Source organism: Bacillus bingmayongensis (assembly GCF_000299035.1).
Taxonomy (GTDB): domain Bacteria; phylum Bacillota; class Bacilli; order Bacillales; family Bacillaceae_G; genus Bacillus_A; species Bacillus_A bingmayongensis.
Map to the genome: position 1 here is coordinate 80864 of NZ_JH921517.1, position 15810 is coordinate 96673.

At 36.2% G+C, this 15810-nt stretch carries 17 protein-coding genes and 1 other annotated feature; all 17 genes read left to right on the top strand.

Translation table 11 applies throughout. The features are described from left to right. Positions 1-21 precede the first annotated feature (21 nt). On the top strand, positions 22-876 hold the full coding sequence (mreC, locus tag Y7E_RS0107370) for a rod shape-determining protein MreC (protein ID WP_017150642.1): 855 nt from the start codon (positions 22-24) through the stop codon (positions 874-876). Between the two features lie 12 nt (positions 877-888). Then, positions 889-1431 carry a rod shape-determining protein MreD gene (mreD, locus tag Y7E_RS0107375; protein ID WP_017150643.1) on the top strand — a complete coding sequence of 181 codons (543 nt, stop codon included), beginning with the start codon at positions 889-891 and terminating at the stop codon, positions 1429-1431. 35 nt (positions 1432-1466) lie between these two features. Further along, positions 1467-2153 (top strand): septum site-determining protein MinC, encoded by a 687-nt coding sequence (gene minC, locus Y7E_RS0107380; RefSeq protein ID WP_017150644.1) that lies wholly within the window; start codon positions 1467-1469, stop codon positions 2151-2153. 2 nt (positions 2154-2155) lie between these two features. Then, positions 2156-2953, top strand: coding sequence for a septum site-determining protein MinD (gene minD / locus Y7E_RS0107385; protein ID WP_017150645.1), 798 nt, complete (start codon positions 2156-2158; stop codon positions 2951-2953). A gap of 177 nt (positions 2954-3130) precedes the next feature. Further along, complete coding sequence (locus tag Y7E_RS0107390; RefSeq protein ID WP_017150646.1) at positions 3131-3874, top strand: M23 family metallopeptidase; 744 nt, start codon at positions 3131-3133, stop codon at positions 3872-3874. After that, entirely contained in the window at positions 3867-4727 is an 861-nt protein-coding gene (locus Y7E_RS0107395; protein WP_017150647.1) for a M50 family metallopeptidase, read from the top strand. The genes Y7E_RS0107390 and Y7E_RS0107395 overlap by 8 nt, the downstream gene beginning before the upstream one ends. A gap of 67 nt (positions 4728-4794) precedes the next feature. Next, positions 4795-6183 (top strand): Rne/Rng family ribonuclease, encoded by a 1389-nt coding sequence (locus Y7E_RS0107400; RefSeq protein ID WP_017150648.1) that lies wholly within the window; start codon positions 4795-4797, stop codon positions 6181-6183. A 77-nt stretch (positions 6184-6260) separates the two neighbouring features. Further along, positions 6261-6338 (top strand) — a sequence feature (ribosomal protein L21 leader region). Positions 6339-6352: 14 nt separating this feature from the next. Then, entirely contained in the window at positions 6353-6661 is a 309-nt protein-coding gene (gene rplU, locus Y7E_RS0107405; RefSeq protein ID WP_003200848.1) for a 50S ribosomal protein L21, read from the top strand. A gap of 11 nt (positions 6662-6672) precedes the next feature. Beyond that, positions 6673-7017, top strand: a complete 345-nt coding sequence (locus Y7E_RS0107410) for a ribosomal-processing cysteine protease Prp (RefSeq protein ID WP_026049134.1) — start codon at positions 6673-6675, stop codon at positions 7015-7017. Between the two features lie 3 nt (positions 7018-7020). Further along, on the top strand, positions 7021-7311 hold the full coding sequence (rpmA, locus tag Y7E_RS0107415) for a 50S ribosomal protein L27 (protein WP_017150650.1): 291 nt from the start codon (positions 7021-7023) through the stop codon (positions 7309-7311). 64 nt (positions 7312-7375) lie between these two features. Beyond that, complete coding sequence (locus Y7E_RS0107420) at positions 7376-7924, top strand: sporulation initiation phosphotransferase B (protein WP_017150651.1); 549 nt, start codon at positions 7376-7378, stop codon at positions 7922-7924. Continuing rightward, on the top strand, positions 7924-9210 hold the full coding sequence (gene obgE, locus Y7E_RS0107425) for a GTPase ObgE (protein ID WP_017150652.1): 1287 nt from the start codon (positions 7924-7926) through the stop codon (positions 9208-9210). The genes Y7E_RS0107420 and obgE overlap by 1 nt, the downstream gene beginning before the upstream one ends. Positions 9211-9284: 74 nt before the next feature. Continuing rightward, on the top strand, positions 9285-9992 hold the full coding sequence (locus Y7E_RS0107430; RefSeq protein WP_017150653.1) for a response regulator transcription factor: 708 nt from the start codon (positions 9285-9287) through the stop codon (positions 9990-9992). After that, the gene (locus Y7E_RS0107435; RefSeq protein ID WP_017150654.1) at positions 9982-11064 is read left to right on the top strand and encodes a HAMP domain-containing histidine kinase; all 1083 of its coding nucleotides are present in this window, start codon (positions 9982-9984) and stop codon (positions 11062-11064) included. The genes Y7E_RS0107430 and Y7E_RS0107435 overlap by 11 nt, the downstream gene beginning before the upstream one ends. A gap of 93 nt (positions 11065-11157) precedes the next feature. Continuing rightward, a complete protein-coding gene (locus tag Y7E_RS0107440) occupies positions 11158-11934 on the top strand; it encodes an ABC transporter ATP-binding protein (RefSeq protein ID WP_017150655.1) in 777 nt (258 codons plus the stop codon). Continuing rightward, the gene (locus tag Y7E_RS0107445; RefSeq protein WP_017150656.1) at positions 11909-13822 is read left to right on the top strand and encodes an ABC transporter permease; all 1914 of its coding nucleotides are present in this window, start codon (positions 11909-11911) and stop codon (positions 13820-13822) included. Before Y7E_RS0107440 ends, Y7E_RS0107445 begins: the two co-directional genes overlap by 26 nt. Before the next feature lie 49 nt (positions 13823-13871). Beyond that, entirely contained in the window at positions 13872-15779 is a 1908-nt protein-coding gene (locus tag Y7E_RS0107450; protein WP_017150657.1) for an FtsX-like permease family protein, read from the top strand. Positions 15780-15810: the final 31 nt, after the last annotated feature.

Below are 15810 nucleotides of genomic sequence, written 5' to 3' on the forward strand. Positions count from 1 at the left end.
TGAAATTAAGAGGGTGTGAACGTGCCACAGTTTTTCTTAAACAAAAGATTAATTGTTTTGCTAGTTAGTATTATTCTTCTCGTGGCATTGATTGGAATCTCATTGAAAGAACGAAAAAGTCTAACATGGCCAGAGCAGTTTGTAAAAGATACTGTCGGTGTTGTAGAACGTGTATTCCAAAAGCCAGCGAATTATGTTGCCGGGTTCTTTGAGAACGTAGAAGATGTAAAGCGCACGTATGAAGAAAATAAAACATTAAAAGAAAAATTAGATAAGTATGCTAAGTTATCCGTTGAAGTAAAAGATTTAAAAAAAGATAATGAAAAGTTACGTGAGGTAATTGACAAAAAAGATTCACTTAGAGATTACAAACCGATTCAATCTACTGTTATTCAGCGTAATCCGGATAAATGGTATGACTTGATTGCAATTGATAAAGGAGCACAGCAAGGTATCCAAAAAGATATGGCAGTTATGACTGCGAAAGGTTTAGTTGGGCGTGTGAAAAGCGTGTCTCAATTTACGTCAACAGTAGAATTGCTGAGCTCACTGAATCGAACAAATCGTATTTCTGCTGTAGTAGAAGGACAAGAGCGTATTTTTGGATTGATTGAAGGATATGACAAAGAAAAACAAACTCTTGTTTTCACAAAGATTCCATCTGATGTAAAAGTAGAAAAAGATCAAACGGTTGTAACATCAGGATTAAGTGATATCTTCCCGAAAGGGTTAGTAATTGGGAAAATTGTAGATGTTGCACCAGATGAATATGGATTAACACAAACAGCTTACGTAAAACCTGCTGCGGATTTAAATGATGTAGACCATGTTATGGTTACAAAAAGAGTTATGCCCTCAGCAGCGTTAGAACAGTAAGGGGGAGAAGATATGGCTATTTTAAAAAGAGCAATTCTTCCTCTGCTGCTTCTTTTTGTGTTTTTATTCGAAAATATGTTTTCTACCGTAGTTCCAACGGAATTATTTTGGAAAGACAGTATTGCAGCTCCGCATTTCTTTATGATTGTACTATGTTTTATTACTGTTTATTTTAGTCCTTTACAAGGTATTTACTATGGGCTATTATTTGGATTTTTATTTGATACTGTATATACAGAACTTGTTGGTGTATATATATTTGCTTATCCAATTTTAGCGTATCTTGTGTATAGTACGATGAGAGTATTGCAATTGAATTTATTCATTCTTTCTTTCATTATATTAACGGGTATTGTGGCATTAGAATATTATGTATATGGATTTTTAACGTTGCTAGGTCGCATTCACGTACCAGCGCATATCTTTTTCTCAGATCGTCTCCTTTCTACTTTATTGTTAAATGGCATTTTCTTATTGCTAGTTTGTTTCCCACTGAGACGATATCTTGTGCGTCTTTCAAAAGCGATGGAAGAAAAAGAAAAAAGGATTTTCTGATTTTATGTCGAATTGAATCGTTGGGGTGAACTTTAGTGGAAGAAAAAAAGCAACAAAATGTAACGATAAAAGGGACAAAAGATGGACTGACATTACATTTAGATGATTGCTGTTCATTTTCTGAATTACTGCAAGAACTGGACGAAAAACTTTCCACTCACTATTACGATGGTGATGGACGTTCATTAATCGAAGTACATGTTAAAGTTGGCAATCGCTATTTGACAGATGTGCAGCAAGAAGAAATTCGCACTTTGATTCGGAATAAAAAAAATCTTGTTGTGGATTCAATTGAGAGCGATGTTATCACGAAAGCTGAAGCAATAGCGTGGAAAGAAGAAACAGAAATTGTCCCTGTTTCCAAAATTGTTCGCTCAGGTCAAGTATTGCATGTAAAAGGAAATTTATTATTAATTGGAGATGTTAATCCAGGCGGAACGGTTATCGCTGGGGGAAATATTTTTGTCATTGGATCATTACGAGGTATTGCACATGCAGGATATTATGGGGATACAGATGCTGTAATTGCGGCATCTGTTATGAATCCGATGCAACTTCGAATTAGTGATGTGACAATGCGGGCTCCGGAAGAGAAAGAAGACGGAGCAGAGACGGCAGAATGTGCGTATATTAATGAGAACAATCACATTGTTGTCGATCGCCTGCAACTTCTCACTCATCTTAGACCTAATTTAACAAAGTTAGAAAGGGGAATTGTATAGCTGTGGGAGAGGCAATAGTAATTACATCTGGAAAAGGCGGAGTAGGAAAAACTACAACGTCTGCAAACATTGGTACAGCCCTAGCATTATCCGGGAAAAAGGTTTGCTTAATTGACACGGATATTGGTCTAAGAAATTTAGACGTAGTAATGGGGCTAGAAAACCGTATTGTATTTGATCTTGTTGATGTCGTCGAAGGTCGTTGTCGTTTACCTCAGGCTCTTATTAAAGATAAGCGCTTTGATGAGCTTTATTTATTACCTGCAGCACAAACGAGTGATAAATCAGCGGTAACACCTGAACAAATGGATGAATTAATACAGGTATTACGTCAAGACTATGATTACATATTAATTGATTGTCCTGCTGGTATTGAGCAGGGATTCAAAAATGCAGTGGCAGGTGCAGATAAAGCAATTGTTGTAACGACACCTGAAGTATCTTCTATGCGCGATGCGGATCGTATTATCGGGCTTTTAGAAAAAGAAGATATCGAACCACCAAAACTTGTCATCAACCGTGTACGTAGCCATATGTTGCATGAGCAGGATATGTTAGATGTAGATGAAATTGTACGTACACTTTCAATTGAACTACTTGGAGTAGTCGAAGATGATGATGAAGTTATTCGTGCTACAAATACAGGAGAGCCTGTAGCATTGCAGCCGAGTGGAAAAGCAGCATTAGCTTATCGGAATATTGCAAGACGTTTGTTAGGTGAATCTGTACCTTTACAAGCGTTTGAGCAAGAAAAAGTATCCGTATTTACAAAAGTAAAGAATTTCTTTGGAATTCGTTAAAAGCACTTCGCATGTATGCGAGGTGCTTTCTTTTTTTCTTCTCATGAATATCTTCCCTTCAGGGTTCATACACATGTACAAACTGTATAAAGTTTAGAAAATAGAGAACTTTTATTTACTAGAAGTTTCACTTTACTTGCTTCTCGCAAGAAGAGGTGGCAAAAGGAAGGGGACAGGATGAAGAATAGACGTGTAGAAGAGATTAAAAAACGGATTGCAAAGAGAAAAGAAGAACAAGAGAGGCTCGAGGAAGAACAGTATTTTTCAGAAGGAAACTTTGATGGAGAAACGATGTTCATTGAAGAAGGTGAAAAAGAGGTGCATCCTCTTTTTCGAAAGGAAGTATTTTTATTTAAATTTTTATTAGCGGCAATTCTCGTTCTCTCGGTGGCTATTTTATTTAAAAATGCACCGGCTTCTTTTGATGGAGCAAAAACGGTTGTAAAACAAGTTATGCAAGAAGAATTTCAGTTTGCTACTGTATCTAAATGGTACGAAGATCAATTTGGAAAACCGCTCGCCTTTCTATCTGCAAATGAAAAGAAGCAATCGGCGCAGCAAAAAGATTATGCAGTTCCAGCTTCAGGGAAAGTCATGCAAAGTTTTCAAAAAGATGGCCAAGGTGTATTTGTACAAACAGCTACGAATACAGCTGTTGAATCTGTAAATGAAGGGGTTGTCATCTTCGCTGGTAAGAAAGAGGGATTTGGGAATATAGTTGAGATCCAACATGCAGATGGTACGGAATCCTGGTATGGAAATTTAGGTGAGACATCTGTAAAATTATATGATTATGTTGAAAAGAAACAAAGGATTGGAACAGTTGGGAGCAGTGTAGATAACAAGAATGGTAAGTTCTATTTTGCAATCAAAAAGAATGAAAAATTTATCGATCCGATTCAGGTGATTTCATTTGAATAAATATAGTGAAGTATTGTCAAAAATTACAGTGCATCCACTGTTTTGGGGAATTATAGCTATTGGAATTTTTACAGCGCGTTTTAAAGAATTACTACTTTTATTTTGTATCGTTCTGATTCACGAACTTGGGCACGCCTTCGCAGCCGCGCATTATAAATGGAGAATTAAGCAAATAAAACTTTTGCCGTTTGGCGGCGTGGCGGAGCTTGAGGAACATGGGAATAAGTCGTTAAAGGAAGAATTAGTCGTTGTAATAGCGGGACCTATTCAACATGTGTGGATGATTGGGCTAGCTTATGTCTTGGCTAGGACAGGATGGGTTAGTGAGGACCTGTATCATTTTTTTGTATGGAACAATGTAATTATTCTAGGGTTTAATTTATTACCAATTTGGCCACTAGATGGTGGGAAAGTATTGTTTAATATTTTATCGCATCAATTTCCTTATTTACAGGCGCATGAGAAGATGATGAAAATATCATGTGTTTTTTTTAGTGTAATATTAGGATGGCAACTCCTTTGGAATAGTAATAATATTATGATGTGGGTGCTTCTTCTGTTTTTAGCTATTTCTTTATATCAAGAATGGAAGCAACGGCGCTATGCGTTTATACGTTTTTTACTAGAACGTTATTATGGGAACAAGCGAGATATTGAAAAAATTGCTCCCATTGAGGTGAAAACAGAAGATCGATTATATACGATTTTTACAAAGTTTCGGAGAGGATATAAGCACTCGATTATCGTTCATGGTAAATATAAAGAACATTATACATTGGATGAAAATGAATTGCTTTATGCGTATTTTACTGAAAAACGAACAACTTCATCTGTAGCAGAATTAATCGGTTAGTGTTGACGATGACACTAACCTTTTATATTGTAAGAGGAAAAGAAAATAAAAAAGTGAGGAAAGTATTTTGAAGACGTTATACATCAACTATACTGGTTCGGAAAAACGGGTTGCTGTAGAGGAAAAACAAGAGATTGTTGAACTTTTATGGCAACGAAATCAAGAGCAAGAGATTGTTGGGCATATTTATGTGGGACGCGTCGTACGGACGATTGCGGGGATGAATGCAGCATTTGTCAATATCGGTTTAGAAAAACATGCCTATCTTTCATATGATGATGTTCCATCAGTATATCGAGTGCATGAAGGACAGGCATTGCTCGTACAAGTGGTAAAAGAAGCAATTGATACAAAAGGTCCAAAATTAACAGCGAATGTAGAATTTACCGGGAAATATGTCGTGTATATGCCTTATGACGAGATGCGTGCTGTTTCCCGGAAAATAAAAAATTATAAGAAACGACAACAATTGCTTGAAATTCAAGTAGGGGGAACGGGAGGATATATTTTCCGTTCAGCTTGTGACAAAGGTGCAATCGATGAAGTGCAACTTGAAATGCAACATTTTCAAGATTTGTTTAAAGAATTAAAAAGAAAAGAAGACTGGGGCAAGGCACCATTATTACTCCATCGTCCAGCTACTTTTTTAGATCGCGTATTTAAAGAAAATCCGATTGAAACAATTGAAAAAGTAATTGTAGATACACACAGTATAGTACCAGAATTGCAAGAAAAAGTAGGAAAAGAAAAAGTTTCGTTTTACAATGAAAAAACTTCTATGTTTAGTCACTATGGTGTAGATCGCGAAATTGAAAAAGCACTGCAAAAAATAGTGTGGTTACCAAATGGTTCTTATTTAATCATAGAGCAAATGGAAACAATGACAGTTATTGATGTGAACACTGGTAAATTTACTGGAAAGCAGAATTTGCAAGATACGGTATTACGGACGAATGAAATAGCTGCGGAAGAAATTGCTCGTCAATTAAGGCTTCGTGATATTGGTGGTATGATTTTAATTGACTTCATTAATATGAAAAAACAAGAAGATAAAGAGAAGGTAAGAGAAAGACTCATTTCTTCTTTACAAAGGGATCGTACATATACACGTGTTCTTGGGTTTACAGAGCTAGGTATTTTAGAAATGACACGTAAGCGTAAGAAACACTCGCTGCGTGACGTATTACTAGAAGACTGTTCGCAGTGCAAAACGACAGGGTACGTCATTTCAAATGAAACAATTGCATATGAGCTAGAAAGAGAGCTTATTACATATAACCATGTAGAAGACGAAGCGGTGTTAATTGCAGCGTCAAAAGAAGTACAAAAAATATTTTTACAAAAAGAATTGCAAAAAAATATACCATTTCAAATTTATTTCACAGATGAAGAAACTGAGAAGTATAGGATTGTTCGATTTGGAACGAAGAAAGAAATCATGAATCGGAAAAAATAGTTAGCAGAACATTTATTGACAATAGTCCATGTTTCATGATAACATCTCTATGTTATAGTTTATAGCACCTAAACTGCTATATACTACAACCGCACAAGACAGGTTCTCAAAAGACATTCTATGTCTACCTCGTTTTGGCGAGTCTTAGTAATTATGAGGAGGTGCAAGTATGTACGCAATTATCGAAACAGGTGGAAAACAAATCAAAGTTGAAGCTGGTCAAGAAATCTACATTGAGAAATTAGATGCTGAAGCTGGTGAAACTGTTACTTTTGACAAAGTTCTTTTCGTTGGTGGCGAAAACGTGAAAGTTGGTAGCCCAGTTGTAGAAGGTGCAACAGTTACTGCGAAAGTTGAAAAACAAGGTCGCGCTAAGAAAATCATCGTTTTCAAATACAAAGCGAAAAAGAACAATCGTAAAAAACAAGGTCATCGTCAACCTTACACTAAGCTAGTGATTGAAGCAATCAACGCTTAATTCTGGTTAAGATGATTAAAGTTACGATATGTCGCACGAAATTAGGAAGTATCCAATCATTTAAAATGACCGGACATGCCGATTATGCGCCGCATGGACAAGATCTTGTCTGTGCTGCAACAACTGCGGTTGTGTTTGGATCTATAAATGCAGTGGAAGTACTTTGTAGTGTGCAGGCAACTATTGAACTCGGAAGTGATGGCGGATTCTTAACGTATGAATTGCCTAATGATTTAGACGTTCATGCGATGGAAAAAGCACAAACACTTTTAGAAGGATTAGTTGTTTCGCTTAAGACGATTGAACTTGATTACGGAAAGTATATCCGTTTAATAGAAAAAGTGCAGGAGGTGTAACGTATGTTAAGATTAGATCTTCAGTTTTTCGCATCTAAGAAAGGTGTAGGTAGTACAAAGAACGGTCGTGACTCTCAGTCAAAACGTCTTGGTGCTAAACGCGCAGATGGTCAAATGGTTTCAGGTGGTTCAATTCTTTACCGTCAACGCGGTACAAAAATTTATCCAGGTGTTAACGTTGGTCGTGGTGGCGATGACACTTTATACGCGAAAGTTGACGGCGTAGTACGCTTCGAGCGTCTTGGCCGTGACCGCAAACAAGTGAGCGTATATCCTGTTGCTCAAGAAGCATAAGAAACTCACGGAAAGCTCTAACCTGGGTGCAGGTTAGAGTTTTTCTATATTAAGGGGTATCTGAATGAAAGAAAAATGGACAATTATAGATGCGCTGCGCCATTCGAGACATGATTGGCTCAATCGTATGCAGATGATTAAAGGAAACCTTTCCCTTGGAAGAGTGGAAGAGATTCATGGGCTCATCGATCGTTTTGTCCAAGAAGCGAGACAAGAATCCAATCTGATGGGGCTATCGATGCCTTTATTTTCAGAATGGATTTTAACATATAATTGGAAACAGCAACCGTGCTTATTGGAGTACGAAGTATTAGGGGAATTACATAACTTATCTCATTTCGATGAGGCGGTTTGTACATGGACGAATCAGTTTTTCTCAATGCTTCAGCATAGTTTAGACGTTTATGTTGAAAATTATGTTTGTATCACAATTGAATGTGACGCGGAGAATGCTCGTTTCTTTTTTGATTTTCGTGGCAAGCTAACGGATGTAGAAGAACTACAAACGTGGCTTACAAACCAAAACAATGAATGGTATTCCATTTCTTATACAGTGCGAGACGATGAAGTCTCGGTTATATTACAACCAATTGAAAAAAGTGTGGTGAAATAATGTTTGTAGATCAGGTCAAGATATATGTAAAAGGCGGCGACGGTGGTAACGGAATGGTTGCGTATCGTCGTGAGAAGTATGTTCCAAAAGGTGGCCCAGCAGGTGGCGATGGTGGTAAAGGTGCAGATGTTGTTTTCGTTGTTGACGAAGGCTTACGTACATTAATGGACTTCCGCTACCAACGTCATTTCAAAGCTGATCGTGGTCAACACGGGATGAGCAAAGGGCAACATGGTCGTAAAGCTGACGATTTAATCGTAAAAGTTCCACCAGGAACAGTTGTAAAAGATGAGGCAACTGGTCAAATTCTTGCGGATTTAGTAACGCATGAGCAATCAGCAGTTATCGCAAGAGGTGGTCGTGGTGGCCGTGGTAACTCACGTTTTGCAACACCGACGAACCCAGCACCAGAAATCGCTGAGAACGGGGAACCAGGTCAAGAACGTGATGTAATCTTAGAATTAAAAGTATTAGCGGATGTTGGACTTGTTGGATTCCCAAGCGTAGGTAAATCAACATTATTATCCGTTGTATCATCAGCGCGTCCGAAAATTGCAGAATATCACTTTACAACAATCGTTCCAAACCTAGGTGTTGTTGAGACAGGCGATAACCGCAGCTTCGTTATGGCTGACCTTCCTGGATTAATTGAAGGAGCACATGCCGGCGTTGGACTTGGACACCAATTCTTACGTCATATTGAGCGTACACGTGTTATCGTGCATGTGATTGATATGTCTGGTTTAGAAGGCCGTGAGCCATATGAGGATTATGTAACAATTAATAATGAATTAAAAGAATATAATCTGCGTTTAACAGAGCGTCCACAAGTTGTTGTTGCAAACAAAATGGATATGCCAGATGCAGAAGAGAACTTACAAGCATTTAAAGAAAAAGTGGGAGACGAAGTGAAAATCTTCCCAATCTCTGCAGTAACAAAGCAAGGTGTTCGTGATCTATTATTTGAAGTAGCAAACTTATTAGAAACGACACCAGAATTCCCAGTACACGAGGTTGTAGACGAATCTGAAGCAAGTGTAATGTACAAGTTTGAAACTGAAGGTGTTAAATTTGAAATTACACGTGAAAGCGACGGTACGTTTGTTATTTCTGGTTATGACATTGAGAAAACATTCAAGATGACAGACTTCTCGCGTGATGAATCTGTACGTCGTTTCGCTCGTCAAATGCGTGGTATGGGTATCGATGAAGCTCTTCGTGCACGCGGTGCAAAAGACGGCGACATTGTAAAAATTCTTGAATATGAATTTGAATTTATCGATTAAGACTGCCAAAATACGGCAGTCTTTTTTATAATGGAAAAAGGAGTGAATTTATTGAAATAAAAGGATGGGGAAAAATGTATAAAGTATTTATTGTAGAAGATGACGAAAAGATTGCAGAAATATTAGAGGAACATTTAGAAAGATATGGATATCAATCATTCAGGGCGACCGATTTACGTCAAATAAAAGACGAGTTCGTAAAAGTAAATCCTCATTTAGTGTTACTTGATATTAATTTACCGTACTTTGATGGCTTCTATTGGTGCCGCCAAATTCGTACAGTATCAAATGCGCCGATTATTTTCGTTTCTGCAAGAACAGGAGAAATGGATCAAGTGATGGCCATTGAAAATGGTGGGGATGATTATATTACAAAACCGTTCCATTTAGACGTCGTAATGGCAAAGGTAAAGAGTGCACTGCGCCGCGGATACGGTGAGTATGCTTCATCAACAGAAAGCGATTGTTTAGGTGTTAATGGGCTATTACTTTTTCCGTCGCAACATATAGTAGAGTGGAAAGGACAACAAACTGAACTTACAAAAAATGAGTTTTATTTACTCGAATGTTTAATGAAACAGGCCAATCAATATGTAATGCGTGAAGAGTTATTAGAGGCGCTATGGGATGAAGTAGCTTTTGTTGATGATAATACATTAACTGTGAACGTAAAACGCGTGAGGAAGAAATTAGAGGAGCTTGGAATCAAAAATGCAATTGTGACAAAACGTGGGTATGGTTATGCGCTTCTTACAGACTGGGGAGATGGATATGAAGCTTAGAAGTTACCTCATGGATCGTTTTCCTTTAATCCTTTCTTATATTGTAAGTCTTTGCTTATTTGGGCTCGTATTACAGTTACAAAGTCTTTTAGAAAAGAAGTCACTTGACTGGAGTACGTGGTTATATGGACTTTTATTAGGGGTAGTCTTGTTTCTCGTATACCTCATGTATGATTATCGAAAACGTAGCGTGTTTTTAAAAAGAATAGAACAATATATTGCTGATGGGCATACGTTACATGACTCTTTACTCGTTGACGCTTCTTATACATCGGAACAAGAAATGATTGTAGAAGCATTCACTTTGCTGAGACAGCAATATATGAATGAGATTCATAAGCAGCATACGAAAGAACAGCAGCAAATGATTTTCATGAACCAATGGATTCATCAAATGAAAACACCGGTATCAGTTATTGAATTATTGTTGCAGAAATTTGGCAAAGCGCACCGTGAAGCAAGGGAAACAGTTGAAAGTATTCGGGAAGAAAATAACCGTATTTTAAATGGTTTAGATTTAGCATTACATATGGCAAGGCTAGAGCAGTTTGCGAAAGATTATAAAGTAGAAGTAGTAAATGTCATAGATGTCGTTCGAGATATTATTAATCAAAATCGAAAGTCTTTCATTCAATCTTCTGTATATCCGAAATTAATGTTTGAAGAAGATACTTGTATGGTTGCATCTGATAGAAAGTGGATTAGTATCGCAATTAGTCAAATTGTAGTGAATGCAATTAAGTACACAAAAATCTCACAAGCGGATAAAAAAGAAATTCAGTTTCGAATAGAGGAGAAGGATCAGAAGATTTTATTACATATTCGTGATAATGGAATTGGTATTCCGAAGCAAGATGTAAAGCGAATATTTGATCCGTTCTTTACTGGGATAAATGGTCGAAAAACGAGGGAAGCAACGGGGATGGGCTTATATATTACGAAAGAAATTTGTGATAATCTTCATCACGGAATTTACGTGCAATCAACAGAAGGCGAAGGTACAACATTTACATTCAAATTTGCAAAAGACGAAGAATATCATGCATTGATGAGAAAAATGACAAAATTGTAAGATAACAAATGGTTTTGTAAGGGAAATCACTCGTTTCTTTTTCTCATTTTTCTTATAGTAAATGTAAGAAGAAAACACATAGGGGGATTAGAAATGAGTGTTCTTGAAGTAAAAGGGTTAACGAAGGTGTACCAATCAAAAGGTTCAGTGGCAACGACCGCTTTACATGATATAAATTTTAAAATTGAAGAAGGCGAATTTGTAGGGATTATGGGGCCTTCAGGAAGCGGGAAAACAACGCTTCTTAATTTATTAGCAACAATTGATAAACAAACATCAGGTCATGTTTATGTGAATGGTGAAGAAATTAGCCAAATGCGTGCAGCAAAACTAGCAGAATTTCGTCGTACGCACTTAGGCTTTATCTTCCAAGACTTTAATTTGCTTGATACGTTATCGATTAAAGAAAATATTATTTTGCCACTTGTTATGGCGAAACGTCCTGTGAAGGAAATTGATACGAAAATACTTGAAATTGCGAAGTTTTTAAATATCGAAGGAATTTTAAATAAAAAAGTATATGAAGTTTCAGGTGGACAGCAACAACGTGCCGCAGCTGCGCGTGCCATTATTCATGAACCGACATTAATCTTAGCAGATGAACCAACAGGAAACTTAGACTCTAAATCAGCAAAATCATTAATGGGCGCACTGCAAGATTTACATGAGAAAAAGAAAGTAACGATTGCGATGGTAACGCATGATCCAGTAGCCGCTAGCTATTGCGAGCGTATTCTCTTTATCCGCGATGGAGAAATCTTCTCGGAAATTCATAAAGGAAAAACAAAACAAGCCTTTTTCCAAGAAATTTTAGACGTACTTGCGATGCTAGGAGGAGAATATCATGAACTTTCGCCAGCTCGCGCTTAATAATGTAAAAGGAAATTGGCGTAATTATAAAGCCTTTCTTATTAGTAGTTGTTTATCGATTTTAGTATTTTTTATGTATGCTTCCTTCATTTATCATCCAGATGTAGTGAGCGGAAATATTAGCATGAAGACGATGATTACAAAAGGGTTAGAATCTATGAACTATATCGTTGTCATCTTTTCGGCACTCTTTATTTTATATGCGAATTCAACGTTTTTACGAGCAAGAAAAAAGGAGTTCGGTTTATTAACATTAATAGGTGGGACAAAAGCACAGCTTGGCCGTATGATTATACTAGAGCAAATGATTTTAGGTGTAATCGCAATTGTAATAGGGATTGCTCTTGGTATGCTTGGTTCAAAGTTGTTTTTTCAAGCTTTAAGTGTATTGCTGGGTATAGATAAAACCCTTCCGCTCGTCTGGAATGGAAAAGCAGTTTTGATTACAGCTAGTGTATACTTCATTCTCTTCTTTATCTTATCATTGTTTGGTGTTTGGACAGTGGGACGCTTGCAAATTATTGATTTATTAAGAGAAGCAAGAAAACAAAAAGTAGAGCCTTTTGCATTTACATGGTTATGTGTAGTCGGGATATTATGTATTATTGTCGCATATGTACTTTGTTTCCAAGTAACGCTTATGAATTTTTTGATATACTTTTTACCGATTGTAGGATTGACAATTGGAGGAACGTACTTACTATTCACACAAGGTAGCACCGTTGTATTAAAGGCATTACAAAAAAGAAAAAAATCATTTTATACATATCCAAATATGTTTGTCCTTAGCAATCTTATTTATAAAATGAAAGATAATGCTCGTTTTCTATTCGTTATTTCCATTATTACAGCTGTTGTCTCTTCAGCGATTGGTACGCTATACGTATTCTTTCAAGATATGAGTTATAAAACAGTAGCTAGTACTCCTCATGCAATTTCATATGAGGAAAAGGGAGTAAATACACATAATGTTATTAGCGACGAGAAAATGCAAGAGCTATTGAAAAAACACGGGTTTGAAGATGTACGAAAAGTAACATATGTAAAACTTCCTGCAAAACAAAAACTAGCGTTGTTAAATGGTGAGCATGAGATGCCGTTAGCTATTATTTCAGAAAAGGAATATAATGCAGAAGCGCGTAAGCAAAAGAAAGAGGAAGTTCATAATGCACCAGGAAGCGCAACGATGGTTTTAATTGATATGATGAATGACTTTGTGAAGATAGATCGTACGAAGCCGTTTGAGTTTATGCTGAACGGACAAAAACAGTCTATTAAGCTAAAGGATCCAATTTCGCAATCTGTTTTTAATGATGAAGGATATCTCATTGTGAATGATCAAGACTTTGTGAAATATGCACAGCTCGTATCAGATGAAGAAAAGACGAAATATTACGGCTATTATATTGGAGATTGGAAAGGAACAGAGGATCTTGTAGTAGACTTGAAAAAAGAAATTGCACCAGAACAACAAGAGAATTTCCATAATTCCGTTCTTGCGTATAAAGCGATAAAGGAACAAGGGGCAATTACAATGTTCATCGGTTTCTTTGTAGCAGTACTCTTCTTCTTCTTTGCTTGCAGCATGACATATTTTAAATGGTTTAATGATAAAGAACAAGATCGTATCCAATTTAAATCATTAAGACGAATTGGTATGACGGATAAAGAAATTCATAAAATCGCGATTCGCCAAATGGGAGCAATTTTCTTTATCCCAATTCTTATTGGTACTGTGCATAGTGGATTTGCTCTTCATACATTAGGGAAAATGCTTTATTTAGATTTATGGAAATCAGGTGCGATTGTAATTGGAGCATATATTGTGGCTTCGGCAATTTACTTTATGATTGCACAAAGAGGATATTTAAAACACGTAAAAAGCTAGGGAAACCTCTAGCTTTTTACCTATGTAACAAGTTACAGGGGGGATGCAGATGAATATCAGGCAGCTAGCGATACAAAATGTAAGGGGGAATTGGCGGAGTTATAAAGTATTTTTCTTGAGTAGTTGTTTTGCTATATTTGCTTCTTATGTATATATGTCAGTAATTGTGCATCCTTATATGCAAGAAACGATGTGGTATCAAAATGTACGATGGGGACTCATTATATGTAATATCATTATTATTTGCTTCTTTGTTTTATTTATTTTGTATTCCAATTCTATTTTCATACAAGCGCGTAAGAAAGAATTAGGACTATATATGTTAATGGGAGCAACGAAGTCTAATTTAATTGGTATGATAATGGCTGAACAAATTTTGATGGGGCTTTTTGCTAACATTTTTGGTATTGGAATTGGCATGATATTTTTAAAGCTCTTTTTTATGGTATTTAGTATGTTTCTTAGACTTCCGCAAGAGTTAACACTTATTTTTGATATAAAAGCTATGTTCATAACATTTATTACATATGTCATTGTCTTTTTTGTTTTATCATTTGTGAGTGCACTACATATATGGAATATAAAAGTCATTCGTTTATTAAAAGAATTTCGTATGGATAAAAGCGAAGCCAAAAGTTCGAAATGGCTCTGTTTGCTAGGATTCGCTTGTTTAGGGATAGGCTACGGCTTAGCTTTACAAGCGACGTTGCTAACAATGGCTTTATATTTTATTCCAGTTATTATTTTAATTTCTGTTGGAACATACTTTTCATTTACACATGGAGTAATACAAATACTGCAAATGATAAAACGAAATAAAAAAATGATGTATACATATCCTTATTTATTTATAGTGAATCAATTGTCATATAGAATGAAGGAAAATGGACGCTTTTTCTTTCTTTTATCTATGGCAACGACTGTTGTTGTTACGGCAACGGGTACGATTTTCTTATATTTTTCGGGCATGCAAGATATGTGGCGCGGAGGAGGGCCACAAGCCTTTTCATATGTAGAAAGAGGTACTCAATCTAATGAAAATTTTGATAAGGACACAGTTGAAAATCTATTACATAAACATGGATTTCATAAATTTCGTTATACAACTTTTGTAGGATTACAAACAACATTTCAGTCTAATAATCGGGAAAATACAGAGGCAACTATAATAAGAGCGAGTGAATATAATAAAGAGGCAAGAGAGCAAGGACAGAAAACATATTCTCCAAAAAGAGGAACGGTTACCCTTGTTTATTATGATAAGTATAGATCTCTCTTATATAATAAGAAAAAGATTCGATTAAATGTGTTTGGGCAGACGTTCAATTATACATTTAACGGACAAAAAGAAGGATCGCTATTTAATTATCATGCGTATCAAGTAAATGGGATGTTTTTTGTCATGAATGATCAAGACTTTATTAATATAACGAATACAATTCCTGACTCTGAAAAAAGTATATATCGAGGCTACACATTAGGGAATATTGAAAATACAAAGGAATTAAGCGAAGATTTACGTAAAAATATGAAACAAAACAAGGACGGTGCATTTCGAAATAATATGGAATTATATGTGAGTATGAAAGAGATAGGTGAATTTACTTTGTTTATTGGTTCGTTTATCAGTATACTATTCTTTCTTACTTCATGTAGCATCGTGTATTTTAAGTGGTTTCATACTATTTCATCTGACCGGAAGCAATATCAAGCACTATCTAAAATCGGAATGACGAAGCAAGAAGTATGGAAAATTTCTCGTTGGCAATTAGGCGTGCTATTCTTTTCCCCTATTTTAGCAGGAAGTATGCATAGTGCGGTTGCGTTATATACGTTCTATAGGACAGTTTTTATGGAGGACTCATTTCTAAAAGTATGTGTTGTCATTGCGTTTTATCTTTTAGCGTGCGTTATTTATTTCTTCTTCGCCCAAAAAGAATATATGAAACATATATAGACTAGCAGAAAGTGCTAGTCTTTTTAAAATA